21 protein-coding genes are annotated in these 24,221 nt (G+C 60.5%); 10 read left to right on the top strand and 11 right to left on the bottom strand.

Annotation, left to right across the window (positions count from 1 at the left end):
- The first annotated feature begins 18 nt into the window (after window positions 1–18).
- Window positions 19–288 (top strand): hypothetical protein, encoded by a 270-nt coding sequence (locus ACP7CZ_RS17210; RefSeq protein WP_054920226.1) that lies wholly within the window; start codon window positions 19–21, stop codon window positions 286–288.
- A gap of 106 nt (window positions 289–394) precedes the next feature.
- Here ACP7CZ_RS17210 and ACP7CZ_RS17215 read toward each other — a convergent pair whose 3' ends face one another.
- Window positions 395–1,741 (bottom strand): DEAD/DEAH box helicase, encoded by a 1,347-nt coding sequence (locus ACP7CZ_RS17215; protein ID WP_003193110.1) that lies wholly within the window; start codon window positions 1,739–1,741, stop codon window positions 395–397.
- 192 nt (window positions 1,742–1,933) lie between these two features.
- Here ACP7CZ_RS17215 and ACP7CZ_RS17220 point away from each other — a divergent pair, with 192 nt between their 5' ends.
- Entirely contained in the window at window positions 1,934–3,226 is a 1,293-nt protein-coding gene (locus ACP7CZ_RS17220) for a mechanosensitive ion channel family protein (RefSeq protein ID WP_054920228.1), read from the top strand.
- Window positions 3,227–3,241: 15 nt separating this feature from the next.
- Here the strand turns inward: ACP7CZ_RS17220 and ACP7CZ_RS17225 are convergent, their stop codons facing one another.
- Entirely contained in the window at window positions 3,242–3,808 is a 567-nt protein-coding gene (locus tag ACP7CZ_RS17225) for a TetR/AcrR family transcriptional regulator (RefSeq protein WP_034128300.1), read from the bottom strand.
- 125 nt (window positions 3,809–3,933) lie between these two features.
- Between ACP7CZ_RS17225 and ACP7CZ_RS17230 the strand changes: the two genes are divergently transcribed.
- Window positions 3,934–4,722 (top strand): SDR family NAD(P)-dependent oxidoreductase, encoded by a 789-nt coding sequence (locus ACP7CZ_RS17230; protein ID WP_057976206.1) that lies wholly within the window; start codon window positions 3,934–3,936, stop codon window positions 4,720–4,722.
- Between the two features lie 61 nt (window positions 4,723–4,783).
- Window positions 4,784–5,812 carry an NADP-dependent oxidoreductase gene (locus tag ACP7CZ_RS17235; protein ID WP_294165266.1) on the top strand — a complete coding sequence of 343 codons (1,029 nt, stop codon included), beginning with the start codon at window positions 4,784–4,786 and terminating at the stop codon, window positions 5,810–5,812.
- On the opposite strand, the gene ACP7CZ_RS17240 is transcribed toward ACP7CZ_RS17235, so the two are convergent.
- The 3 genes from ACP7CZ_RS17240 to ACP7CZ_RS17250 all read right to left on the bottom strand — a co-directional run bounded on the left by ACP7CZ_RS17240 (window position 5,769) and on the right by ACP7CZ_RS17250 (window position 7,906).
- Window positions 5,769–6,638: a carboxylate/amino acid/amine transporter gene (locus ACP7CZ_RS17240; RefSeq protein ID WP_034128297.1), complete on the bottom strand. Its 870-nt coding sequence runs from the start codon at window positions 6,636–6,638 to the stop codon at window positions 5,769–5,771. The genes ACP7CZ_RS17235 and ACP7CZ_RS17240 overlap by 44 nt on opposite strands.
- A 202-nt stretch (window positions 6,639–6,840) precedes the next feature.
- Complete coding sequence (locus ACP7CZ_RS17245) at window positions 6,841–7,440, bottom strand: FMN-dependent NADH-azoreductase (protein ID WP_294165263.1); 600 nt, start codon at window positions 7,438–7,440, stop codon at window positions 6,841–6,843.
- Between the two features lie 151 nt (window positions 7,441–7,591).
- Window positions 7,592–7,906, bottom strand: coding sequence for a 3-phosphoglycerate kinase (locus ACP7CZ_RS17250; protein WP_014719425.1), 315 nt, complete (start codon window positions 7,904–7,906; stop codon window positions 7,592–7,594).
- 49 nt (window positions 7,907–7,955) lie between these two features.
- On the opposite strand from ACP7CZ_RS17250, the gene ACP7CZ_RS17255 reads away from it, so the two are divergent.
- The 5 genes from ACP7CZ_RS17255 to aqpZ all read left to right on the top strand — a co-directional run bounded on the left by ACP7CZ_RS17255 (window position 7,956) and on the right by aqpZ (window position 13,056).
- Window positions 7,956–8,879, top strand: coding sequence for a LysR family transcriptional regulator (locus tag ACP7CZ_RS17255; protein WP_003193120.1), 924 nt, complete (start codon window positions 7,956–7,958; stop codon window positions 8,877–8,879).
- Between the two features lie 14 nt (window positions 8,880–8,893).
- Window positions 8,894–9,697, top strand: coding sequence for an alpha/beta fold hydrolase (locus ACP7CZ_RS17260; protein ID WP_054897839.1), 804 nt, complete (start codon window positions 8,894–8,896; stop codon window positions 9,695–9,697).
- A gap of 3 nt (window positions 9,698–9,700) precedes the next feature.
- The gene (locus ACP7CZ_RS17265; protein ID WP_014719428.1) at window positions 9,701–10,264 is read left to right on the top strand and encodes a peptidylprolyl isomerase A; all 564 of its coding nucleotides are present in this window, start codon (window positions 9,701–9,703) and stop codon (window positions 10,262–10,264) included.
- Window positions 10,265–10,346: 82 nt separating this feature from the next.
- Window positions 10,347–12,179 carry an ABC transporter ATP-binding protein gene (locus ACP7CZ_RS17270; RefSeq protein ID WP_294165257.1) on the top strand — a complete coding sequence of 611 codons (1,833 nt, stop codon included), beginning with the start codon at window positions 10,347–10,349 and terminating at the stop codon, window positions 12,177–12,179.
- Between the two features lie 175 nt (window positions 12,180–12,354).
- Entirely contained in the window at window positions 12,355–13,056 is a 702-nt protein-coding gene (gene aqpZ, locus ACP7CZ_RS17275; protein ID WP_294165255.1) for an aquaporin Z, read from the top strand.
- A 120-nt stretch (window positions 13,057–13,176) separates the two neighbouring features.
- On the opposite strand, the gene ACP7CZ_RS17280 is transcribed toward aqpZ, so the two are convergent.
- The gene (locus tag ACP7CZ_RS17280; RefSeq protein ID WP_294165251.1) at window positions 13,177–14,310 is read right to left on the bottom strand and encodes a GNAT family N-acetyltransferase; all 1,134 of its coding nucleotides are present in this window, start codon (window positions 14,308–14,310) and stop codon (window positions 13,177–13,179) included.
- A gap of 285 nt (window positions 14,311–14,595) precedes the next feature.
- On the opposite strand from ACP7CZ_RS17280, the gene ACP7CZ_RS17285 reads away from it, so the two are divergent.
- Window positions 14,596–15,918 carry a putative porin gene (locus ACP7CZ_RS17285; RefSeq protein ID WP_003193136.1) on the top strand — a complete coding sequence of 441 codons (1,323 nt, stop codon included), beginning with the start codon at window positions 14,596–14,598 and terminating at the stop codon, window positions 15,916–15,918.
- A gap of 132 nt (window positions 15,919–16,050) precedes the next feature.
- Here the strand turns inward: ACP7CZ_RS17285 and ACP7CZ_RS17290 are convergent, their stop codons facing one another.
- The 5 genes from ACP7CZ_RS17290 to aceK form a co-directional block, all read right to left on the bottom strand.
- A complete protein-coding gene (locus tag ACP7CZ_RS17290) occupies window positions 16,051–16,287 on the bottom strand; it encodes an anti-sigma factor family protein (protein ID WP_020302662.1) in 237 nt (78 codons plus the stop codon).
- Window positions 16,281–16,895 carry an RNA polymerase sigma factor gene (locus ACP7CZ_RS17295; protein ID WP_294165241.1) on the bottom strand — a complete coding sequence of 205 codons (615 nt, stop codon included), beginning with the start codon at window positions 16,893–16,895 and terminating at the stop codon, window positions 16,281–16,283. The genes ACP7CZ_RS17290 and ACP7CZ_RS17295 overlap by 7 nt, the downstream gene beginning before the upstream one ends.
- Before the next feature lie 145 nt (window positions 16,896–17,040).
- Window positions 17,041–18,162 carry a beta-ketoacyl-ACP synthase III gene (locus ACP7CZ_RS17300; RefSeq protein ID WP_034128411.1) on the bottom strand — a complete coding sequence of 374 codons (1,122 nt, stop codon included), beginning with the start codon at window positions 18,160–18,162 and terminating at the stop codon, window positions 17,041–17,043.
- A 240-nt stretch (window positions 18,163–18,402) separates the two neighbouring features.
- Window positions 18,403–22,314 carry an ATP-dependent RNA helicase HrpA gene (gene hrpA / locus ACP7CZ_RS17305; RefSeq protein ID WP_294165235.1) on the bottom strand — a complete coding sequence of 1,304 codons (3,912 nt, stop codon included), beginning with the start codon at window positions 22,312–22,314 and terminating at the stop codon, window positions 18,403–18,405.
- Between the two features lie 132 nt (window positions 22,315–22,446).
- Entirely contained in the window at window positions 22,447–24,156 is a 1,710-nt protein-coding gene (gene aceK, locus ACP7CZ_RS17310) for a bifunctional isocitrate dehydrogenase kinase/phosphatase (RefSeq protein WP_034128409.1), read from the bottom strand.
- Between the last annotated feature and the right edge of the window lie 65 nt (window positions 24,157–24,221).

Here is a 24,221-nt window from a genome sequence, read left to right on the forward strand (position 1 = left end):
TGCCAAGGAAGTCCGACCATGAAAACCTTGATGAAGCTGACCCTCGCCGCCACGCTGTTGAGCGCCCTGCCCGCCTGGGCCTGCACGCCCGAGGAGGCCACGGCCAAGCGGGAGGAGCTGGCCAAGGAAGTGACCAAGCTCACAGAGCAGAACCCGACCAAGGCCAAGGAGATGAATGACCAGTTACAGAAGATGGACCTGGATACCGAAAGCGCCGAGTTTCCCGACAAGTGCCAGTTGATCGATGCGCGGCTCAAGGAGCTCAGAGAGGCTGCGCGGAAGCATTGAGCACAGCGCGACGCAGAGCGTCTCTGGAGGCATTCCCACGCGGAGCGTGGGAACGATCATGGCGAAAAAAAACCGGACATTGTCCGGTTTTTTTATGCCCGCCTGCTTATTCGGCAGCCGGAGCTTCTGGCTTGCGGCGCTTGAGCGGCGCCATGCCGTCCTTGCTGACGAGCGACAGATTGTCGGTCTTCGGCCGGTTGGCGATCTTGCGCTTGGTCGGCGACTTGGCGCCGGTTTTCTTCTTGTCGCCCTTGGCGTCGGTCTTTTTCTTCTTCACGCCAACGGCCTTGCCCGACGCCTTGACCTTCTTCGGCCCGGTGTACGTGCCTTTGACTTCCTTGATGGTGCGGCGCTCGAACGACTGCTTCAGGTAGCGTTCGATGCTCGACATCAGGTTCCAGTCGCCGTGGCAGATCAGCGAGATAGCCAGGCCATCGTTGCCGGCCCGTCCGGTACGGCCGATACGGTGCACGTATTCGTCGCCGCTGCGGGGCATGTCGAAGTTGATCACCAGGTCCAGGCCGTCCACGTCGAGACCGCGTGCGGCAACATCGGTGGCCACCAGGATCTTCACGCCGCCCGCCTTGAGACGGTCGATGGCCAGCTTGCGGTCCTTCTGGTCTTTCTCGCCGTGCAGCACGAACGCCTTGTATTCCTGCGCAACCAGGCGCCCGTAGATACGGTCGGCGGCGGCACGGGTGTTGGTGAACACGATGGCCTTCTGGTAGGTCTCGTTGGCCAACAACCAGTTCAGGATCTGTTCTTTGTGCACGTTATGGTCAGCGGTGACGATCTGCTGGCGCGTGGTGGCGTTCAGGTCGCTGACGTTGTTGACCTGCAAGTGCTCAGGGTTGTTCAGCACCTTGGCGACCATATCGCGCAGGGTCGAACCACCGGTGGTGGCGGAGAACAGCATGGTCTGCTGGCGGTTGACGCACTCACCGACCAGACGTTGCACATCATCGGCAAAGCCCATGTCGAGCATGCGGTCGGCTTCGTCGAGCACCAGCACTTCGACTTCCTTGAGGTCGAGGTTGCCAGCGTTGAGCTGCTCGATCATGCGCCCTGGGGTGCCGATCAGGATGTCCGGTACCTTGCGCAACATCGCGGCCTGGACCTTGAAGTCTTCGCCACCGGTAATGATGCCGGACTTGATGAAGGTGAACTGCGAGAAGCGCTCGACTTCCTTCAGGGTCTGCTGGGCCAGCTCGCGGGTCGGCAGCAGGATCAGGGTCTTGATGCTGACGCGCACTTTGGCCGGGCCGATCAGGCGGTTAAGTACCGGAAGGACGAAAGCGGCGGTCTTGCCGCTGCCGGTTTGCGCCGTCACCCGCAGGTCACGCCCTTGCAGCGCGAGCGGGATGGCCGCTGCTTGCACAGGCGTAGGCTCGACAAATTTAAGCTCGGCCACGGCTTTAAGCAGGCGTTCGTGCAGGGCGAATTGGGAAAACACGGGTGCTACCTCGAAGAAATACAAAATATCAGCTGCATAGGTTACCGGTTTCGGGCGCCCAAACCGAGTTTCTTTACGCGAACGGGGCTAATCAGCTGCTTTTTTGTCAGCGATTTTGTCCAGAGCGTCAACTTTGTTGCACTTAAATGCTCTAATCGCCCCGTGTTGTCTTACAGAAGAATCGGTTCACTCATGGATATCAAACAGCTCTGGCTCAACGTCCAAGACCTTTGGGGCGCCCTCGATGAACACCCGGTCCTGCATTCCAGCCTAGGCTTGCTGGTGTTGCTGGTGGTGGCATTGGTGGTGGGAAGGGTCGCCCGTTACCTCATCCTGCACGCGGTCAAATTGCTCGGCCGGCAGCCGGCCCTGCACTGGCTGAACGACCTGCGGCATAACAAAGTCTTCCATCGCCTGGCGCAGATGACGCCATCGCTGGTGGTCCAGTTCGGCCTGTACCTGGTGCCGGACCTGAGCAAGACCGCCATTCTGTTTATCGGCAACGTCGCCCTGGCGATCACCATTCTGTTCATGGTTTTGGCCATGAGTGCCCTGCTCAACGCGCTGCTGGATATCTACGCACGCACCGAACACGCACGCACCCGCTCGATCAAAGGCTATGTGCAACTGGCGAAAATGGTGCTGTTCGTGTTTGGCGCGATCATCATCGTCGCCACCCTGATCGACCGCTCGCCGCTGTTGCTGCTCTCCGGCCTGGGTGCGATGTCGGCGGTGATTCTGTTGGTGTACAAGGACACCCTGCTGTCGTTCGTCGCCAGTGTGCAATTGACCAGCAACGACATGCTGCGCGTCGGTGACTGGATCGAAATGCCTCAGGTCGGCGCCGATGGCGATGTGGTGGATATAACGCTGCACACGGTGAAGGTGCAGAACTTCGACAAGACCATCGTCTCCATCCCCACCTGGCGCCTGATGTCCGAGTCGTTCAAGAACTGGCGTGGCATGCAGGCCTCCGGTGGGCGCCGTATCAAGCGCAGCCTGTACATCGACGCCAGCGGCGTACGCTTCCTGAACGACGAGGAAGAAGTGCGCATGACCCAGGTGCACTTGCTCAGCGGCTATATCAGCCGCAAGCAGGCCGAACTCAAGGCCTGGAACGAGGCTCAGGGCCACAGCGCGCAACTGTCGGCCAACCGTCGGCGCATGACCAACCTCGGCACCTTCCGCGCCTACGCCCTGGCGTACCTGCAAAGCCACCCGGACATCCAGCCCAACATGACTTGCATGGTGCGCCAGATGCAAACCACCGCCCAGGGCGTGCCGCTGGAGATCTACTGCTTTACCCGCACCACGGCGTGGGGCGATTACGAGCGGATCCAGGGCGATATCTTCGATTATCTATTGGCAGTGTTGCCGGAGTTCGGGCTGAGCCTGTATCAGCAGCCGAGCGGCAACGACCTGCGCGCCGGCGTGCTGCCGGCGTTGGCCGGAGCCACGCAGGTACCCATCGCCGAAACGGCATGAGTAATGCAAACGGGATTACGGCAGTGACGCCGTAATCTCCTTGCGGCAAACCTCAAGCACTTCATCGGCCAGTGCGGAATCATCCGGGCACGCCCGCGACAACATGATTGCGCCGATGGCATGGGCCATGCTGTCGAGCATTTTCGCGCGCACGCCTTCTTGTGGCGTCTCATGAGCTGCGTTGTACTTTGCTTCCAGGGCCTGCAGGGTATTTTCCAAACCGTCGGCAAAGGTCGCCTTCAGCGTGTCCGATTGACGGGCGGCATCGGCACACAACGCCGCCAATGTGCATCCGCCGCCGCGATGGTCGCGGTGCTGCCTGGACAGGTAAACCTCGAAAAACTGCTCCACCTCCATCTCCGCGCTGTCGGCCAGTGACTGCGCCAGACTGTTAGCGGCTGCTTCCGCCATCAAGTCCGCCTTGGAACCGAAGTGCTTGTAAAAGCCGCCTTGGGTAAAACCGGCCGCAGCCATCAACTCGGCCACGCCCACCCCATCGAAACCCCGCTCGCGGAACAGCTCCGAAGCTGTCGCGACGATATGGGCCCGATTGCTCTGTGACTGCGCCTTGGTGATCTTCATGTCTGTGGTCCTGACAGCGTGCGAGATAGGCATATTACTATGATGTCGATCATAATCAAAACCGTTGACAGCTTTGATTATGATCGACATCATAAAACCTCCTCGCACTCACAGAGCATCACACCATGAGTACTTCCAACACCGTTCTGATCACTGGCGCTTCGACCGGCATTGGCGCCGCCTACGCCGAACGCTTTGCCGCACGCGGCCACGACCTCGTACTGGTCGCCCGTGACATCACGCGCCTGGAAGCGCTCGCCGCCAGGTTGCGTGAGCACCACGCCGTCAGCGTTGATATCCTCCCCGCCGACTTGACCCAGACCGCTGACCTGGCAGCAGTTGAAGCGCGCCTGCGTGATGACGCCAGCATTGGCACCCTGGTCAACAATGCCGGCGCCGCGCAGTCCGGCGGTTTTATCGAGCAGTCCACCGACAGCGTCGCGCAGTTGGTCGCCCTCAACACCACTGCACTGGTGCGCCTGGCCAGTGCCATCGCCCCGCGCCTGGCGGCAGTCGGCAACGGCGCTATCATCAACATTGGCTCGGTAGTGGGCCTGGCCCCGGAATTCGGCATGACGGTGTACGGCGCGACCAAGGCGTTCGTGCTGTTCCTGTCCCAAGGCATGAGCCTGGAACTGGCGCCCAAAGGCGTGTACGTGCAAGCCGTGCTGCCCGCTGCCACGCGTACCGAGATCTGGGAGCGTGCGGGCATTGATATCAACACCCTCACCGACGTGATGGAAGTGGGTGATCTGGTGGACGCAGCGCTGGTCGGTTTCGACCGCCGCGAGCCGGTGACCATTCCGCCGTTGCAGGACGGCGCCCGTTGGGACGCGTTGCAGGCTGCGCGGCAAGGCTTGCTGGCGCAGATCAAGCAGTCCCAGGTTGCCGAGCGTTACCTGGCCAACGCCTGATCAACCGGTAGCAGGCGTGCTCCGCGCCTGCCCTTCTCACCGAAGCAACGAGCGTTGAACCATGAAGGCATTTTCCATCGAACGGTACGGCAAGCAGCCCGGCCGCCTCATCGAGACCCCCGCGCCTGTTGTGGGTGAACATGACGTGCTGGTCCAGGTGCGGGCCAGCAGCGTCAATGTGCTGGATGCAAAGATCGCCAAGGGCGAATTCAAACTGATCCTGCCCTATGCATTGCCGTTGACACTGGGCAACGACCTGGCCGGCGTGGTGCTCAGCGTCGGCGCTGCGGTACGACGCTTCAAGCCGGGGGACGAAGTCTACGCTCGTCCGCCCCAGCAACGTATCGGCACCTTCGCCGAGCGGATTGCCGTGCACGAAGACGCACTGGCGCGCAAACCCGACAACATCACCATGGAGCAAGCCGCGTCCCTGCCCCTGGTCGCGCTCACGGCGTGGCAGGTGCTGGTGGAAACCGCGAAGCTGAAGAAAGGCCAGAAGGTGTTCATTCATGCGGGCTCAGGCGGGGTGGGCAGTATCGCCATCCAGCTGGCCAAGCATTTGGGCGCTTTTGTCGCCACCACCACCAGCACCGCCAATGTGGAGTGGGTCAAGGCGTTGGGCGCGGATGTAGTGATCGACTACAAACAGCAAGCCTTCGAGGCCGTGCTGCGGGATTACGATGTGGTGCTGAACAGCCTGGGCCCGGATGCGCTGGCCAAGTCACTGAAGATTCTCAAGCCCGGCGGTCAGCTCATCTCCATCTCCGGGCCGCCGACACCCGCCTTCGCCCGCGCCCAGAACCTGCCCTGGTTATTGGGCCTGGTCATGGGTGTGTTGAGCAGCGGTATCCGCAGGAAAGCACGCAAGCAAGGCGTGAGCTATGAGTTTGTCTTCATGCGTGCCAGTGGCGCACAACTGGATCAAATCACCGCGCTGGTCGAGTCCGGCAGTATCCGGCCGGTTATCGACCGTACCTTTCCGTTCGAATTCACAGCGGCGGCCCTGGACTATGTCGAACAAGGCCGCGCCAAAGGCAAGGTGGTGATCACGATGGGGACGATACCGCCCGACGCACACCCAGCCGGCTGATCCACACCGCCCCCAGAATCACCAGACCGCCCAGGGCCAAACGGCCCAGCGGTTCGTGCTGGTTCCAGATCAGCAGGTTCAGCAGCAACCCCACCGGCACATGCAGGTTGTTCATCACCGCCAGGGTGCCGCCATTGACCAGGCAGGCGCCCTTGTTCCACCAGTACATGCCCAGCGCAGTGCTGACCAACCCGAGGAACACCAGCACACCCCATTGCAGCGGCGCTTGCGGCAGGAAGTCAGCCTTGCCGAACAGCAGGAACGCCGGCAACACCACCAACAAGGCGCCCAGGTAGAAATAACCGAAACGCCGGAAGTGCGGCTGGTCACTGGGATAACGCGCCACCAGGTGCTTGTACATGACTTGCCCGGCGGCGTAGGTGAAATTGGCCAATTGCAGCAGCAAGAACCCCATCAGGAAATGCGGGGTGATCTGATCGAAACGAATCACCGCCGCCCCCCCCACCGCCACCAGGGCCGCCACCAGTGCCCAGGGATTGAAGCGACGATTAAGCGCGTCCTCGATCAGGGTCACATGCAACGGTGTGAGGATGGTGAACAGCAGCACTTCCGGCACCGTCAGCACACGAAAGCTCAGGTACAGGCATACGTAGGTCACGCCGAACTGCAATGCACCGATCACCAACATGCCGCGCATGAACGCGGGCTCCACCGAGCGCCAGCGCGTCAGCGGAATAAAGATCAGCCCGGCCAGCACCACGCGCACCAGCACCGCAAAGTAACTGTCGACGTGACCGGCGAGGTATTCGCCAATCAAGCTGAAGGAAAATGCCTGAATCAGGGTGACAACCAGTAGATAGCCCATGCGCGCCTCGTTTCGAATGGGCGCGACATTAAAGCTTTTTGGTTTTTGAAGAAACTCGGCGCAAAAAAAACCCGACCTCGCTAAAGCGGCAGTCGGGCGGGAGCACTCAGGAGCAAAAGTGCAAAGGGAGGTTCGATACGCGTACTTGAAGGGTTTGCGTGGGGCTATATAAGCAGCACGGGATTATCTGACGATTAACGCCTCAGGCCACCTGGGCCAGTTGCGCCTTGGCATGATTGAGGCCCTTCTCCTGGAAGTCGCCGCCCAGGTTGACGCCTTCGGCGTGAATGAAGGTAACGTCATGAATGCCGATAAATGCCATGACCTGGCGCAGGTACGGTTCCTGGTGATCCGAGGTGGCGCCAGTGTGGATACCACCGCGTGCGGTGAGCACGATAGCGCGCTTGCCGGTCAACAGACCCTGGGGCCCGGTGGCGGTGTATTTAAAGGTCACACCCGCCCGCAACACGTGATCCAGCCAGGCTTTAAGGGTGCTCGGAATGGCGAAGTTGTACATCGGCGCGGCCATCACCAACACGTCGGCGGCCAGCAGTTCGTCAGTTAACTCGTTGGAGCGGTCCAGGGACACCTGTTCGTCGTCGTTACGCTGCTCCGCCGGTTTCATCCAGCCGCCCAGCAGGTTGGCATCCAGATGGGGTACCGGATTGAGCGCTACGTCGCGCACGGTGATGCGGTCTGCCGGACGGGCGACTTGCCATTGGCTGATGAACTGTTGGGTGAGCTGGCGGGAAATGGAATCCTGCTGGCGCGCACTGCTTTCGATGATCAGAACATTGGACATGGCTTCGTAGGCTCCATCGGTAATTGCTGTAAGTCGATGGAGAGAAGGTTAACCAGGGCCTATTCGATAAAAAAGCGCAAAAAACTGCTACAACCCATCTAGAAATTTGTTTATAAGCGGAGTATTCCTGTGAGCACGCTCCGCTGTTGCTTTATTTTGGCGCGCAGTCCAGGGCAATACGCATCTTGATGATGGCGCGGTTGAACTTGACCGTGGTGTTAGTGCTTTTGCCAGCAGGCACGGTCACGGTACGACGGCGTGGCGATTCCGGGCCGTTGGTAAAGGTGACCTTGCACACCGCGTCCTGGGCGCCGTAGTTGTTCAGCTGGATCGAACTGATGTCGCCGTCCACATCGGAGGCGGTGTAGTCAATGCTCACGCCATCGATCTTTTTCGTCACGTCGATAGGATAGGCAAACGCGCTCATCGGCAGCAACGCCAGCAACACACAACACAATTTTCTCATTCGGCAGTCTCCAATAAGGACCGCCAGCTTAGGACAAGAGGAGCTCATCTTGAAAGCGCCCCGCGTTACCCTCGATCAATGGCGCACCTTGCAAGCCGTGGTCGACCATGGCGGCTTTGCCCAAGCCGCCGAAGCGCTGCATCGTTCGCAATCTTCAGTGAGCTACACCGTGGCGCGCATGCAGGACCAACTCGGCGTCCCCTTGCTGCGTATCGACGGGCGCAAGGCGGTGCTGACCGAGGCCGGTGAGGTGCTGCTGCGCCGATCCCGCCAACTGGTGAAAAACGCCAGCCAACTGGAGGACCTCGCTCATCATATGGAACAGGGCTGGGAAGCCGAAGTGCGCTTGGTGGTGGACGCCGCCTACCCCAGCGCACGTCTCGTTCGCGCATTAACCGCCTTTATGCCGCAAAGCCGTGGCTGCCGGGTACGCCTGCGCGAAGAAGTACTGTCCGGCGTCGAAGAGTTGCTGCTCGACGGCATGGCGGACCTGGCCATTTGCGGGTTTATCATCCCGGGCTACCTGGGCACGGAAATGAGCGATGTGGAGTTCGTCGCCGTGGCCCACCCCGATCACTCGCTGCATCGCCTCAACCGTGAGCTGAGTTTCCACGACCTGGAGAGCCAGATGCAGGTGGTGATCCGTGACTCCGGCCGCCAACAACCGCGCGACGTCGGCTGGCTCGGCGCCGAACAGCGCTGGACCGTCGGCAGCCTCGCTACTGCCGCCACCTTCGTCGGCAGCGGCCTGGGCTTTGCCTGGCTGCCCCGGCACATGATCGAGCGCGAACTCAAGGAAGGCGTGCTCAAGCAGCTTCCCCTGGAAAAAGGTGGCAGTCGCAACCCGACGTTTTACCTGTACTCCAACAAAGACAAACCCTTGGGGCCCGCCACGCAGATCCTCGTGGAATTGCTGCGCACCTTTGACACCGCTCCCCTGGACGCGCCCTTCGCCGCTCCCCAACAAGCCTGAAACGGAGTTCATCCATGGCCTGGTTCGATCATGAAGGCTGCAGCCTGCATTACGAGGAATACGGCCATGGCAACCCCCTGATCCTGATTCACGGCCTGGGCTCCAGCAGCCAGGATTGGGAACTGCAAGTACCGGTACTCGCCCGGCACTACCGCCTGATCGTGGTTGACGTGCGCGGCCATGGTCGCTCGGACAAACCCCGGGAGCGCTACAGCATCAAAGGGTTTACCTTCGACCTGGTCGCCCTGATCGAACACCTCGACCTGCCAGCGGCCCACGTGGTGGGTTTATCCATGGGCGGCATGATCGCCTTCCAACTGGCGGTGGATGAACCCCTGCGGGTCAAAAGCCTGTGCATCGTCAACAGCGCGCCTGAGGTCAAGGTGCGCAGTGCCGACGACTATTGGCAGTGGGCCAAACGCTGGACCCTGGCCCGCGTGCTCAGCCTGGGCACCATCGGCAAGGCCTTGGGCGATCGGCTGTTCCCAAAACCTGAGCAGGCCGACCTGCGCCGCAAGATGGCCGAACGCTGGGCAAGCAACGACAAACGTGCTTATCTCGCCAGCTTCGACGCCATCGTGGGCTGGGGCGTGCAGGAACAACTGTCGAGAATTGCCTGTCCAACCCTGGTCATCAGCGCCGACCATGACTACACCCCCGTGGCGCAGAAAGAAATCTATGTAAAACTGCTGCCCGATGCGCGGCTGGTGGTCATCGAAGATTCCCGCCATGCCACGCCCTTGGATCAACCCGAGGTCTTTAACGCGACCTTGCTCGAGTTTCTAAAGACCGTCGAAACCACTACCCAGGATCACTGACCCATGCTGAAAAAAATCGCCTTCTTTGCCGGTTCCGCCCTGTTCGCTGCCAACCTGATGGCGGCCGAGCCGGCCAAGGCGCCACACGTGTTGCTCGACACCACCAACGGCCAGATTGAAATCGAACTGGACCCGGTCAAGGCGCCGATCAGCACCAAGAACTTCCTGGCCTATGTCGACAAGGGCTTCTACACCAATACGATCTTTCACCGCGTGATCCCGGGCTTCATGGTCCAGGGCGGCGGGTTCACCCAGCAAATGTCACAAAAGCCGACCGAAGCACCGATCAAGAACGAAGCCAGCAATGGCCTGCATAACGTGCGTGGCACCTTATCCATGGCTCGCACCAATGACCCGAACTCGGCCACCAGCCAATTCTTCATCAACGTGGCCGACAATGCCTTCCTCGACCCGGGCCGCGATGCCGGTTATGCCGTGTTCGCCAAAGTGGTCAAGGGCATGGACGTGGTCGACATCATCGTCAACTCCCAGACCACCACCAAGCAAGGCATGCAAAACGTGCCTATCGATCCTGTGATCATCAAGTCGGCCAAGCGCATCGACTGAGGTCCGCAGGCAGCTTTGCACGGTGCCCGCATGGCACCGTGCACCTTTGAAAGGAGAGCCCGCCCGGCGGGCGTCAAACCTAATGCTCTATCGTCGTTTTGAACAACTGATCGATATTTTCCGCGACGCCCCCAGCGCGGCCCCTCCCGAAAAAGTCCTGCCCTTCTATCTCTATTACCTGCGCCAGGTGTGGCCGTGCTTCGCCGCACTGCTGGTGGTGGGGCTGGTCGGCGCCCTGATCGAAGTTGCGTTGTTCAGCTACCTGAGCCGCATCATCGACCTGGCCCAGGGCACGCCACCGGCGAATTTTTTCCAGATCCACAGCGCCGAGCTGATCTGGATGGCCGTGGTCGCCTTGTTGTTGCGCCCGCTTTTCAACGGCCTGCATGACTTGCTGGTGCACCAGACCATCAACCCTGGCATGACCAGCCTGATTCGCTGGCAGAACCACAGCTACGTGCTCAAGCAGAGCCTGAATTTCTTTCAAAACGATTTCGCCGGGCGCATCGCCCAGCGGATCATGCAAACCGGCAACTCCTTGCGTGACTCGGCGGTGGCGACCGCGGAGGCTATCTGGCACGTGTCGATCTACGCCATCAGTGCCCTGGTGTTGTTTGCCGAAGCCGACTGGCGGCTGATGATTCCGCTGATCACCTGGATCGTTTGCTACAGCCTGGCCCTGCGTTACTTCGTACCTCGGGTGAAAGAACGCTCGGTGATTTCCTCCGAGGCGCGCTCCAAACTGATGGGCCGAATCGTCGACGGCTACACCAATATCACCACTTTGAAGCTGTTCGCCCATACGCAGAACGAACAGGAATACGCCAAGCAAGCGATCATCGAGCAGACCGAAAAAACCCAACTGGCCGCCCGCGTGCTCACCAGCATGGACACCGTGATCTGTATTCTGAACGGCCTGCTGATCGTCACCACCACCGGCCTGGCCCTGTGGCTGTGGACCCAGTCGCTGATTTCCGTGGGCGCGATTGCCCTGGCCACCGGCCTGGTGATCCGCATCGTCAACATGTCCGGCTGGATCATGTGGGTGGTCAACGGCATTTTCGAAAACATCGGTATCGTGCAGGACGGCCTGAAGACCATCGCCCAGCCACTGGCCGTTATCGATCGTGAAAACGCTCCGCGCCTGACGGTGCCCCACGGCCAGGTACGCTTTGAGCAAGTGGACTTCCACTACGGCAAGAAGAGCGGAATCATTGGCGGCCTCAACCTTGAGATCAAGGCCGGGGAAAAGATCGGCTTGATCGGCCCATCCGGCGCGGGCAAATCGACGCTGGTCAACCTGCTGCTGCGCCTGTACGACCTGCAGGGCGGGCGTATCCTCATCGACGGCCAGGACATCGCCGAAGTGGCCCAGGAAAGCCTGCGCGCGCAGATCGGCATGATCACCCAAGACACCTCGTTGCTGCACCGCTCGATCCGCGACAACCTGCTGTATGGCAAGCCCGACGCAACTGACGAAGAACTCTGGGCGGCGGTGCACAAGGCCCGCGCCGATGAGTTCATCCCGCTGCTGTCGGATTCCGAGGGCCGCACCGGGCTGGATGCCCATGTGGGTGAACGCGGGGTGAAACTCTCCGGCGGGCAACGCCAGCGTATCGCTATCGCCCGCGTGCTGCTCAAGGACGCGCCGATCCTGATCATGGACGAAGCCACCTCCGCGCTGGACTCGGAAGTAGAAGCGGCGATCCAGGAGAGCCTGGAAACCTTGATGCAGGGCAAGACGGTGATCGCAATTGCACACCGGTTGTCGACCATCGCACGAATGGACCGCCTGGTGGTGCTAGAAAAAGGCCTGATTGCCGAGAGCGGCAGCCATTCCGAGTTGCTGGCATACGGCGGGCTTTATTCGCGGTTATGGCAGCATCAGACCGGGGGTTTTGTCGGCATAGACTGATTTCGCTGGGTAAAGCCCCGCTCAATTCCGAACAATTCTGACAGCTTCCTCTATCTGGCTGGTCTTGCGACACAATCCTGCTGTACTGCAATCAGGCCCCAGGAGGGCCCTGATTTAAGGCGGCAGGGAAGCCACACAGACCGTTAATCAGATAGAGCAATCTAAGGAAGTGTTCATGTCACTGTTCAAACGTTCCGTAACGGAAGGACTGGGTACGTTTTGGCTGGTGTTGGGTGGCTGCGGGAGTGCGGTATTGGCCGCAGTGTTCCCCAACGTTGGCATCGGCCTGCTCGGGGTGTCCCTGGCTTTTGGGCTCACGGTGCTGACCATGGCATTTGCCATAGGGCATATCAGCGGCTGTCACCTTAACCCGGCCGTCTCGGTGGGGTTGGTGGTCGGCGGCAGATTCCCGGCCAGGGAGTTGCCGGCCTACATCGTGTCGCAAGTGATCGGTGGCGCCATCGCCGCCGCACTGCTGTACTTCATCGCCAGCGGCAAACCCGGGTTCGAACTGGCCTCCGGGCTGGCAAGCAATGGTTATGGCGAGCATTCACCCGGTGGTTATTCAATGGCGGCAGGCTTTGTCTGTGAGCTGGTGATGACGGCGATGTTCGTGCTGATCATCCTTGGCGCCACCGACCGTCGAGCCCCGGCAGGCTTCGCGCCCATCGCCATTGGCCTGGGGCTGACGCTGATCCACCTTATCTCCATCCCGGTGACCAACACCTCGGTCAACCCGGCCCGCAGCACAGGGCCTGCGTTGATTGTCGGCGGCTGGGCGCTGCAGCAATTGTGGCTGTTCTGGCTCGCGCCCATCCTCGGCGCGGTGATCGGCGGCATTACGTACCGATGGGTGGGTGCAGAAAAAACAGCTTGACCCAATCCCTGCAGGAGCGAGCTTGCTCGCGAAAAACGCCAACGATGACGCGGTGCATACAGCTGTAATCCCGCGTCGTCTGCACGTTCTTCGCGAGCAAGCTCGCTCCTACAGGGTGTTTCACGTGCCGTCAGAGTGCCGATAAGGCAGGGCCGCCCTCGCCTCTTCGGCATACGCCAGAACCCCCACCCGTTCGCGCTCAAGAAAATCTTCCACAGCGTTCTTCAACCCCGGGTGGCGCAGGTAGTGCCATGACCGCGTAATCACCGGCTCAAACCCGCGAATCAATTTGTGCTCCCCCTGGGCACCCGCATCGAAGCGTTGCAGGCCGTGGGCGATGGCGTAGTCCATGCCTTGGTAGAAACAGGTCTCGAAATGCAGGCGGTCGAATTCCGCCAGGCAACCCCAGTAGCGGCCGTAGAAGCTGTCGCCACCGATCAGGCTGAAGGCCATCGCCACCGGGCGCGTGCCTTGTTTGGCCAAGACTACGCGTATGGCTGTGGGCATGCGCTCAGCCAACAGGCTGAAAAATGCGCGGGTCAGGTAGGGCGATTGCCGACGCACCGCGTAGGTGTTGGCGTAGCAGGCGTAAACAAAATCCCACTGGGATTCGCTCAGCTCATGGCCTTGCAACCACTCGAACTCGATACCCTGCCCTGCCACTTGTTCGCGCTCTTTGCGCATCTGTTTGCGCTTGCGTGAACTCAGGGCGTCGAGGAAATCCTGGAAGTCGCGGTAACCACGGTTCTGCCAATGAAACTGACAACCCAGGCGTTGCAACCAGCCGGGGTGTTGGGCCATGGCTTCATCGGCGAGGGCATCGGCAAAGTTGATATGGGCGCTCGACAGGCCCTCGATCTCCAGATACCCCGGCAGGCTATTAAGCAATTCGAAAGCGTCTGCGGCACTGGCAGCCAATACGCGCGGCCCACCGACCGGGCTGAACGGCACGGCCGTCAGCAACTTGGGGTAATAGTCGATGCCGGCGCGCTCGCAAGCGTCGGCCCAGCCGTGATCGAACACGTACTCGCCATAAGAATGCCATTTGCGATAACCCGGCAATGCCGCCATCAACCGGTCGCCTTCCCAGTGCAGCAAGTGCTCCGTCTGCCAGCCCGAATGCGGGCCGATGCTGGCGCTGTCTTCCAGCGCACTGAGAAACCCATGCTGCATAAACGGCTGGGCCTGTGGCATCAGGGCATCCCACGTGTGCGCAGCGATATCGGACAGGCTGTCCAGGCGTTGCAGCGGCATCGGCATCCTCATTGTTTCTTGGCATGAAAACCTGGGGAGTATCGCTGATCACAGCCGCGCACACATCCTCAAAACACGCGGACAGACGTCAAAACCCTTAGTTCCGTTGCGTAACGATTTGTCATCTAGATGAAATCACTTAGCCACTACTCCGTCATAAACGGTCGCGATACTGACGCCAGTTTTTAGAGCGTCCGGGTCTACCGGGCGACATTTTTTCCGTCCGTCATGGGTCGGTTGTGTCCTGGAGGGTGTTGCCCTCCCTCCTCACTTTCGGAGATTGATATGCGTCTTGCTTCCACTAAAACTGCGGCGGTCCTGTGTGGCGGCCTGTTGCTGGCACTGAGCGTTCCGGCCAGCGCTGCAGTCGACGCTAAATTGCTCGACATGCTCAAGGCCAACGGCCAGATCACCGCGGCGCAGTACACCGAACTGCAAATGGAACTGGCCAGGGATCAGAAAGAGCAGCAGATCGCACGCCAGGCTCAACAAGAGACCAACGAGCAGATCGCGGCCACTGCGAAAAAAACCAACGAGCTGAGCAGCTTCGACCAGAAATTGGCTTGGGCAGCCAAGACCCAGTTCAAGGGTGACGTGCGCTTCCGCCAGGAAACCATCAAGATCGACGGCGAGCCCAACAACGGTGGGCGTGACAAAGACCGTCAACGCATTCGTGCCCGCCTGGGTGCCTACACCGAAATCAACCCGCAGGTGGACACTGGTATCCGTATCGCCACCGGCGGCGGCGATGATGCACGCTCCACCAACCAAGACCAGGATGGTTACTTCGATAAGAAGTCGATCTGGCTGGACCTCGGCTACATCGACTACCACCCGGACCAGATCAAGAACCTGCACGTGATCGGCGGCAAGATGCTGCAGCCGTGGGTGAACATGGGCGATGTGATCTGGGATAGCGACATCAACCCTGAAGGCCTGGCCGTCACCTACAAATACCCACTGGGTAGCAGCGCTGAGCTGTTCGGTAGCCTGGGTAACTACAACCTCAAGGACAACGTGGACGGTGACGGCGTGCAATTTCGCCATGACCTGCGCCTGACGTCCGGCCAGTTGGGCACGCGGTTCTCGGTCACCGACAACCTGAAAATGACCTTGGGCGGCAGCATCTACGCCTACAAGAATGACGAAGACAGCCGCTGCACAACCACCACCACGCCTTGCGCATTGGCGGTCAACGGCAACTCGGCCAACAATGAATTCCGCTTGTACGAAGGCTTTGCGCAAGCAGACATCGGTGGCCTGGCCGTGCCGCTGTCGTTCTACGGCCAGTACGTGAAAAACAACGATGCGGTGACCGACCAGGACACCGCCTGGTTGCTGGGTGCCAAGTCCAAGGTGTTCGGTTTGAACCTGGACTACAACTACCGCGACGTTCAACGTAACGCCGTCGTAGGCGCCTTCACCGATTCGGACTTCGCCAACGGCACCACCGGCTCGCGCGGTCACAAGATGAAAGTCAGCTATGACATCGACAAGAACTTCGCCATCGGCGCCACCTACTTCCTGACCAAGGCTGACTTCGCCAGCCGGACCCAGCGGGATGCCGATACCAACACCTTGCAGCTGGATGCTGAAGCCAAGTTCTAACGCTTAGCATGTAGGAGCGAGCTTGCTGTGGCGAGCAAGCTTGCTTGCGCTGGGGTGCGAAGCGCCCCCAAAAGCCTGCGACTGCTGCGCAGTCGAGCGGGAGCAAGCTCCCTCGCCACAGCAAGCTCGCTCCTACATGATGTCTTTAAGCCGCTCGGCGGCCAGTTGTTCGGCCAGCGCATCAACACCCTCCACCGGTTCCTGAGGCATGCGCTTGAGCGTTGCCTGCATCAGGCGCATCTGACGGATAAAGCGCCGGCAGTTCGGACAAAACATCAAGTGATGACGCACCAGCAGACGCTCCCGAAAGGTCAATTGCCCATCGAGATAGTCACTGGAACGCGCTACTTGTTCTTTACAGGTCAACATTCGCCCGTTTCCTCAAAATGCTCCACCGTGGCGAAGACTTTAAGCCGCGCTCGATGCAACAGCACACGGACGTTGGAGAGTGAAAGGGTCAGAAGATTACAGATTTCTTCCAGTTCCAGGCCCTGGCGTTCACGCAGGACCAGCACACTGCTTTGCAATTCGGACAAACTCAGAATCGTATGCTCCAGGCATTTGCGCAGTTCATCTTCGGTCAGCAGCGCTTCCGGGGTGTCCTGGTGCCAAGCGTAAGGGGCGACAGCCCAATGGCCATCATCCGGGCTGAAGCGTTCATCGCCAATGGTGCCGTGGGGTGAGGGCAAATCGTCGAGAAGGACTTCCCGACGACTTTGTTTGTAACGGCTCTTTGCGGAGTTGGCAGTGATCGTCAATAACCATGTCTTGAGGCTCGATCGCCCTTCGAACTTGGCCAGGTTGCGCACCACCGAGAGCCAGGCATCTTGCACCACCTCATCGGCATGGCGCTGGCCGACGATGGCATACGCCACTGCCCGCATCGCACTCTGGTAAGTGTTGACCAAATCCTTATAAGCCCGCTGCTCACCCTTGAGCAGGCGTTCAAGCAGGTGCGCATCGTCCGCTGCTGCCATCGATTACCTCAATATTGCCGTGGAAATACGCTCAATGTGGGAGCTGGCTTGCCTGCGATCCAGACAACTCGGTGATTCAGGCACACCGAGCCGATGCCTTCGCAGGCAAGCCAGCTCCCACAGTTGATCGCGTCCGGCCACACACTCAGCGTTTGCGCAGGATCACACTGCCAATCGAATACCCGGCGCCAAAGGAGCTGAGTACGGCAACCGCGCCCTTGGGCAGGTCATCCTGATAAGTGTGAAACGCAATCACCGAGCCGGCCGAGCTGGTATTGGCGTAAGTATCGAGGATCACCGGCGCTTCTTCCACCGATGCCTCGCGCCCCAGCAATTTTTTCACGATCAAGTGATTCATGCTCAGGTTGGCCTGGTGCAGCCAGAAACGCTTCACATCAGTCACACTCAGCTGGTTTTCTGCCAAGTGCTCGCCGATCAATTCGGCCACCATCGGGCAAACATCGCGGAATACCTTGCGGCCTTCCTGCACGAACAGCTTGTCGGGGGCGCCGATGCCCTCTTCCGCCGTGCGGTTGAGAAAGCCGAAGTTGTTGCGAATGTTGTTGGAAAACTTGGTCAGCAGCTTGGTGCTCACCACATCGAACTGATGTTCGGACGTCGCCAGGTCAGCACGTTCCAGGATCACCGCCGTGGCGGCATCACCGAAGATAAAATGGCTGTCACGGTCACGAAAGTTCAGGTGGCCGGTGCAGACTTCCGGGTTGACCATCAGGATCGCCCGGGCCTGGCCCAACTGGATGCTGTTGGCCGCGTTCTGGATGCCGAAGGTGGCCGAGGAACACGCCACGTTCATGTCGAAGCCGAAACCCTGGATACCCAAGGCTTCCTGGACTTCAATGGCGATCGCCGGGTAGGCACGTTGCAGGTTGGAGCAGGCGACAATCACGCCATCAATGTCGGCGGCGGTCTTGCCGGCGCGCTGCAGGGCTTGTTCGGCGGCACCGATGGCCATCTGGCAAAGCACCGACCATTCGTCGTTGCTGCGCTCGGGCAGGCGCGGCGCCATGCGCTGCGGATCGAGGATGCCGTCTTTGTCCATCACAAAACGGCTCTTGATGCCGGATGCCTTTTCGATGAATGCCGCGCTCGACTCGGTCAGCGCCTGCACCTCGCCACGTTCGATCGCGGCGGCGTTGTCGGCGTTGAACTGTTGGACGTAGGCATTGAAAGACTGCACCAGCTCTTCGTTGGAGATGCTGTTGGCCGGGGTGTACAGGCCGGTGCCGCTGATGACGACGTTATGCACGGTCGTTCCTCTAAATCTGTCAGGCAGAAGATATTGGTACCGTCGTACCAAACTGTAAGTCGTTTGATTCCGTCCAGCAGGCATCAAACTGGCAACGCTTTATCTAATCTTGTAACCGCGAAGTTTGCCACAACGCCGGTGATTTGGCGCCATATGCCAGACAAACATCCAATTGTGGGAGAGGTTTGTCCTCATACCTGTAGGAGCGAGCTTGCTCGCTCCTACAGTTGGGGAAGCGCTTCAGGGCTCTACCTGACTCCACTGCTTGCTCAAGCGCTTATCGGAAATCGGCACTTTGGTACCCAACTGCTGGGCAAACAGCGACACCCGGTACTCCTCCAGCCACCAGCGATATAGCTCCAACTGCGGGTCGCGCTTGCCTTCCTGGGTGTGTTTGTTCAGGCGGTTCTGGTACTGCGCCCACAGGCCGCCCAATTCGCTGCTCCACACGCGGTCCTTTTGCACCTGGCTCGGCAGTTTTTCCAGGCGCAGTTCGATGGCCTTGAGGAAACGCGGCAGTTCCTTGAACCACTGGGCCGGGGTTTCCCGCACAAAACCTGGATACACCAGGTTGCTCAGTTGCTGCTTGATATCGTTCAAGGCCACGGCCTGGGCCAGGTCGATCTTGCCTTTGAAGCGTTTTTGCAGGCCGTGCCAGAGTTTCAGCACTTCCAGGGTCAGGCGCGCGAGGCGTTCGGCGTGCTCAGTCCAACTGCCGCGCTTGCGTTCAGCCAAGGCTGCCAGGCCAGCGCCATCGCGTGGCAGGCTGGCTTCGCCTTCAAGTACACAGGTATCGAGGCTGGCCAGCAGGATGTCTTCCACCAGCGCGTCGATTCGCCCCAGTTCACGGTACATCAAGCCCAGTTCGGTCAGGCCCGGCAATTTGCCGCGCAGGAATTTCGCCGGCTCCGCCAATTGCTGCATCAGCAGGCGCTGCAAGGCGCGACGGTGCTGGAACTCGGCTTCGGCAGCGGTGGAGAAGCGCCCCTCCTTGACCGTGCCGTTCTCTTCCACCAGTGCCGGATACACCGTCATCGACAGGCCGGCGATGTTCTGCTGGGTCTTTTCCGCCACCGCCGCAAACACCTTGGCCTCTACCGGCTGCTGGCTTTTCGCGGTTTGCGGCACGGCCAAGGCCGCCTGACTGGCTTCGGCGAACCGTGCGGTGAGCTCGGCCAAGTCACGGCCTTCGCCGAGGAACTTGCCCTGGCCGTCGACCACTTCCAGGTTCATCTTCAGGTGGTTTTCCACCTGTTGCGCCGCCTCGGCCCACGCCTCATCGCTGACCCGCGCACCGGTCATGCGCAGCAATTCACGCCCCAGCGCCTGGGGCAGAGAGCCCTGGCCGAATTCGATACGTTGCAGCGCAGCCTTGACGAAGTCCGGCACCGGCACGAAGTTTTTGCGCAGCGCCTTGGGCAAGTTGCGCACCAGAGCGATACACTTGGCTTCGATCAACCCCGGCACCAGCCACTCCAGGCGCTCGGCTGGCAACGCCGGCAACAACGGCGCCGGCACCCGCAGGGTCACGCCGTCACGGGGGTGGTTGGGTTCGAAGTGGTAACTCAAGGCCAGGGCCAGGTCGCCCAGGTGCAAGGTGTCCGGGTAATGCGCGGCGGTGACTTCACTGGCCTCGCGGGCCAGTACGTCTTCTTCACGCATGATCAGCAGTTGCGGGTCTTTCTGGCTGTTGACCTTGTACCAACTGTCAAAGGTGGCGGTCTGGTGAATCTCTGCGGGCAGGCGCGCATCGTAGAAGGCGTACAGGGTTTCTTCGTCGGCCAGGATGTCGCGACGGCGGGCCTTGGCTTCCAGCTCGTCGAGTTGCTCCAGCAGTTTCTGGTTGGCCGTCAGGCACTTGGCACGGGACTGAATCTCGCCGCGCACCAGGCCTTCACGGATAAACAACTCACGGGACACCACCGGGTCAATCGGCCCGTAATGCACCGGCCGGCGCCCGACCACGATCAGCCCGAACAGGGTGATCTGCTCAAAGGCCACCACCTGGCCACGCTTCTTCTCCCAATGGGGTTCGAAGTGGTTCTTCTTGATCAGATGCCCGGCCAGCGGCTCGATCCAGTCGGCGTCGATTTTCGCCACCATGCGTGCATAGAGCTTGGTGGTTTCCACCAGTTCAGCGGTCATCAGCCATTGCGGGCGCTTCTTGCCGATGCCCGAAGACGGGTGAATCCAGAAGCGACGCTGGCGCGCCCCGAGGTAATCGCCGTCTTCGGTCTTCTGGCCAATCTGGCTGAGCAGGCCGGACAGTACCGCCTTGTGCAATTTTGGGAAGTCTGCTGGTTCTTTATTGATGCTCAACTGCATGTCGCGGCAGATGAGGCTCAACTGGCGATGGGAGTCGCGCCACTCGCGCAGGCGCAAGTAGTTGAGGAAGTTTTTGCGGCACCAGTTGCGCAACGGACTGGCGGTCAGTTCCTGGCGCTGCTCCTCGAAACCGCGCCACAGGTTGACCAGCCCGGCGAAGTCCGAATCCGGGTCTTTCCACTGTGCGTGGGCCTGGTCGGCCGCTTGTTGACGCTCCGGTGGGCGCTCGCGCGGGTCCTGGATCGACATGGCGCTGGCGACGATCAACACTTCCTGCAAACTGCCCAGCTTGGCCGCTTCCAGCAACATGCGGCCCATGCGCGGGTCCACCGGCAAGCGGGCAAGCTGGCGACCCAACGGCGTGAGCTGGCTGTTGCGGTCTACCGCCGAGAGTTCTTGCAGCAGGTTGAAACCGTCGCTGATGGCCTTGCCATCCGGCGGTTCGATAAACGGGAAATCGGTGATCTCGCCCAGGCGCAGGTGCAGCATCTGCAGGATCACAGCAGCGAGGTTGGTGCGCAGGATCTCCGGATCGGTAAATTCCGGGCGCCCGATAAAGTCTTCTTCGCTGTACAAGCGCACGCAAATACCCGGCTCAACCCGGCCGCAACGGCCTTTACGCTGGTTGGCGCTGGCCTGGGAAATCGCCTCGATGGGCAAACGCTGCACTTTGGCGCGGTAGCTGTAGCGACTGATGCGCGCCGTACCGCTGTCGATCACGTAGCGAATGCCCGGCACGGTCAGCGAGGTTTCCGCGACGTTGGTCGCCAGTACCACGCGCCGGCCCGGGTGGGACTGGAAAATGCGCTGCTGCTCGGCCGGCGACAGCCGTGCGTACAACGGCAAAATCTCGGTGTGCTTGAGCTGGGCCTTGCGCAGCATGTCGGCCGCGTCACGAATCTCGCGCTCGCCGGGCAGGAACACCAATACATCGCCAGGACTGCGCCGTTCGCTGCGCTCATAGGCGGCGATTTCATCAAGGGTGGCAAGGATCGCCTGGTCGACGGTCAGGTCGTCCTCGACGCGGTTGCCCTCCTCGTCCTGTTCCAGGGTGAGTGGGCGATACCAGGTGTCCACCGGGAAGGTACGGCCCGACACCTCGACAATCGGCGCATCGTCGAAGTGCTTGGAAAAGCGCTCCAGGTCGATGGTGGCCGAGGTGATGATGACTTTCAGGTCGGGGCGACGCGGCAACAGGGTCTTGAGGTAGCCGAGCAGGAAGTCGATGTTCAGGCTGCGTTCGTGGGCTTCGTCGACGATGATCGTGTCGTAGCGCTCGAGGTAGCGGTCGTTCTGGGTTTCGGCCAGCAGGATGCCGTCGGTCATCAGCTTGATCAGGGTGTTGGAGTCACTCTGGTCTTCGAAGCGCACTTGGTAACCGACCAGCGCACCCAATGGCGTGGCCAGCTCTTCAGCGACGCGGCTGGCGACACTGCGCGCCGCGATCCGGCGCGGCTGGGTGTGGCCGATCAGGCCGAACTGGCCACGGCCGATTTCCAGGCAAATTTTCGGCAACTGCGTGGTTTTACCCGAGCCGGTTTCACCGGCGATGATCAGTACCTGGTGCTTGTTCAGCGCGTCCTTGATCTCATCGCGCTTGGCGGCAATCGGCAGGCTGTCGTCGTAGCGAATCACCGGCAGGCTGGCACGCCGCGCCGTGACCTGGGCGCACGATGCCTGCATGCGCGCCACCCACTGCGCCAACTTGTCCTCGTCGGGCTTCTTGCGCAGCTCAAGCAACTGCCGGCGCAAGCGGTGGCGGTCGGCGAGCATGGCGTGATCGAGGGTTTTGAGCAGTTGGTCGATGGTGGGTGCTTGGTCAGTCATCAGGTGCGTTTGGGTCGTCTATTTATGCAGGGGGCGGATTGTCGCAGAAAAGCAGCTGCTAGCGGCAAGCTTCAAGCAGCAAGTAAGGGCAGACCTACTTTCACTTGCCCCTTGCAGCTTGCAGCTTGCAGCTTATGGCTGCTCTTTCCTCTTATAAGGGAACACGTCGATCACCTTGCCGGCACGAATCGCGTCCTGCAGGCCTTTCCAGTAGTCAGCGTTGTACAACTCGCCATGCAGCTCATCGAACAACCGGCGCTGCCCGGCGTCGGCAAACAGGAACGGCGGGAACTCTTCGGGGAACACATCCAGCGGGCCGATGGAATACCAGGGCTCGGAGGCCATTTCATCCTCGGGGGTGCGCGGCGCGGGAATATGGCGGAAGTTGGCTTCGGTGAGAAAGCAGATTTCGTCGTAGTCGTAGAACACCACGCGGCCGTGGCGGGTGACGCCAAAGTTCTTCAGCAACATGTCGCCGGGGAAGATATTCGCCGCCGCCAGTTGCTTGATCGCCAGGCCGTAATCCTCCAATGCTTCGCGCACCTGAGCGGGGTTGGCGTTGTCGAGGTAGAGGTTGAGCGGGGTCATGCGTCGCTCGGTCCAGCAGTGGCGGATGAGCACGGTGTCGCCCTCCACTTCGACGGTACCGGCGGCGACTTCCAGCAGCTCGGCCAGGCACTCGGGCTCGAACTTGCTCAAGGGGAAGCGGAAGTCGGCGAACTCCTGGGTGTCGGCCATGCGCCCTACCCGGTCGACGCTTTTCACCAGACGGTACTTTTCGATCACCGTGGCGCGGTTGACGTTTTTTGACGGCGAGAAGCGGTCCTTGATGATCTTGAACACCGTATTGAAACCCGGCAGCGTGAACACGCTCATGACCATGCCGCGCACGCCGGGAGCCATGATGAACTGGTCGTCGGTGGTGGCCAGGTGGTTGATCAGCGCGCGGTAGAACTCGGATTTGCCGTGCTTGTAGAAACCGATGGAGGTGTACAACTCGGCAATGTGCTTGCCCGGCAGGATGCGCTTGAGAAAGCCGATGAATTCCGCTGGCACGGGTACATCGACCATGAAATAGGAACGGGTGAACGAGAAGATGATCGACACGTCGGCTTCGTCAGTGATCAACGCATCGATCTGGATGCCACGCCCTTCGCGGTGCAGCAGCGGAATCACCAACGGCCATTGTTCGTCGCGGGTGTAGATGCGCCCCACAAGGTAGGCGCCTTTGTTGCGATACAGCACCGAGGAAAACAACTCGACCTTGAGGTCCGGGTCCTTGCATACCCAATCCGGCAGGTTTTCCCGCAACTGGGCTTCGAGGCGGCGCAGGTCGGCGGGCAGGTCGGCGTAGGGCTCGCTGAAGCTGTAGTCAGAGAAGACCTGCGCCAGCATGTCCGCTATTTTACCGGCCGGCGTGTAGATACGGGTTTGCGCCGCCCGCGCCCGGCGCAGGCTAGGCCGAGTGGTGTGGATGAACATGCAGCCGTCACTGATCAGGTCATGGCTGAACAGGCCGCAGAAGATCGAGTTGTACCAGGTCTCCGACAGCTCATCGTCAAAGCGCAGGTCGATCAAACCGATATAAGCGCTTTTTACCAAGGGCCACTGGCCGATGTCCTGCAATCCAGCAGGGTCGAAACTGGCGCGCAGACGGGTAGTCACCTCAGCGACTTTCTCCTCATAGAGATTGATGCGCGCCGCCGACGCGGCCTGCCCCTGCTGCCACTGGGCCTTCTCGAAACGCTCACGGGCGCCATCGGTGATCTGGCGGAAGTGCTCACGGTAATCGTCGAAACCGTCGAGGATCATCCGGGCGATAGCGAGGGCGGACTGCGACATGCGGGAAACCTCGAACGGGTATCTGGAAGCCCAGAGCTTAGCCAGTGAACCGAGGCAGGAGAAGA

The sequence above is a fragment of the Pseudomonas sp. DWP2-2 genome, assembly GCF_049897065.1.
Lineage (GTDB): Bacteria > Pseudomonadota > Gammaproteobacteria > Pseudomonadales > Pseudomonadaceae > Aquipseudomonas > Aquipseudomonas paracarnis.

Bases quoted from the DNA above. Each gene is read 5' to 3' on its own strand.
- ACP7CZ_RS17220 (WP_054920228.1), top strand. From the start codon at position 1,934: ATGGATATCAAACAGCTCTGGCTCAACGTCCAAGACCTTTGGGGCGCC.
- ACP7CZ_RS17250 (WP_014719425.1), bottom strand. From the start codon at position 7,906: ATGAGAAAATTGTGTTGTGTGTTGCTGGCGTTGCTGCCGATGAGCGCG.
- ACP7CZ_RS17245 (WP_294165263.1), bottom strand. From the start codon at position 7,440: ATGTCCAATGTTCTGATCATCGAAAGCAGTGCGCGCCAGCAGGATTCC.
- ACP7CZ_RS17210 (WP_054920226.1), top strand. From the start codon at position 19: ATGAAAACCTTGATGAAGCTGACCCTCGCCGCCACGCTGTTGAGCGCC.
- hrpA (WP_294165235.1), bottom strand. From the start codon at position 22,314: ATGACTGACCAAGCACCCACCATCGACCAACTGCTCAAAACCCTCGAT.
- ACP7CZ_RS17280 (WP_294165251.1), bottom strand. From the start codon at position 14,310: ATGCCGCTGCAACGCCTGGACAGCCTGTCCGATATCGCTGCGCACACG.
- ACP7CZ_RS17270 (WP_294165257.1), top strand. From the start codon at position 10,347: ATGCTCTATCGTCGTTTTGAACAACTGATCGATATTTTCCGCGACGCC.
- ACP7CZ_RS17285 (WP_003193136.1), top strand. From the start codon at position 14,596: ATGCGTCTTGCTTCCACTAAAACTGCGGCGGTCCTGTGTGGCGGCCTG.
- ACP7CZ_RS17260 (WP_054897839.1), top strand. From the start codon at position 8,894: ATGGCCTGGTTCGATCATGAAGGCTGCAGCCTGCATTACGAGGAATAC.
- ACP7CZ_RS17290 (WP_020302662.1), bottom strand. From the start codon at position 16,287: ATGTTGACCTGTAAAGAACAAGTAGCGCGTTCCAGTGACTATCTCGAT.
- ACP7CZ_RS17225 (WP_034128300.1), bottom strand. From the start codon at position 3,808: ATGAAGATCACCAAGGCGCAGTCACAGAGCAATCGGGCCCATATCGTC.
- aceK (WP_034128409.1), bottom strand. From the start codon at position 24,156: ATGTCGCAGTCCGCCCTCGCTATCGCCCGGATGATCCTCGACGGTTTC.
- ACP7CZ_RS17295 (WP_294165241.1), bottom strand. From the start codon at position 16,895: ATGGCAGCAGCGGACGATGCGCACCTGCTTGAACGCCTGCTCAAGGGT.
- ACP7CZ_RS17265 (WP_014719428.1), top strand. From the start codon at position 9,701: ATGCTGAAAAAAATCGCCTTCTTTGCCGGTTCCGCCCTGTTCGCTGCC.
- ACP7CZ_RS17230 (WP_057976206.1), top strand. From the start codon at position 3,934: ATGAGTACTTCCAACACCGTTCTGATCACTGGCGCTTCGACCGGCATT.
- aqpZ (WP_294165255.1), top strand. From the start codon at position 12,355: ATGTCACTGTTCAAACGTTCCGTAACGGAAGGACTGGGTACGTTTTGG.
- ACP7CZ_RS17235 (WP_294165266.1), top strand. From the start codon at position 4,784: ATGAAGGCATTTTCCATCGAACGGTACGGCAAGCAGCCCGGCCGCCTC.
- ACP7CZ_RS17240 (WP_034128297.1), bottom strand. From the start codon at position 6,638: ATGGGCTATCTACTGGTTGTCACCCTGATTCAGGCATTTTCCTTCAGC.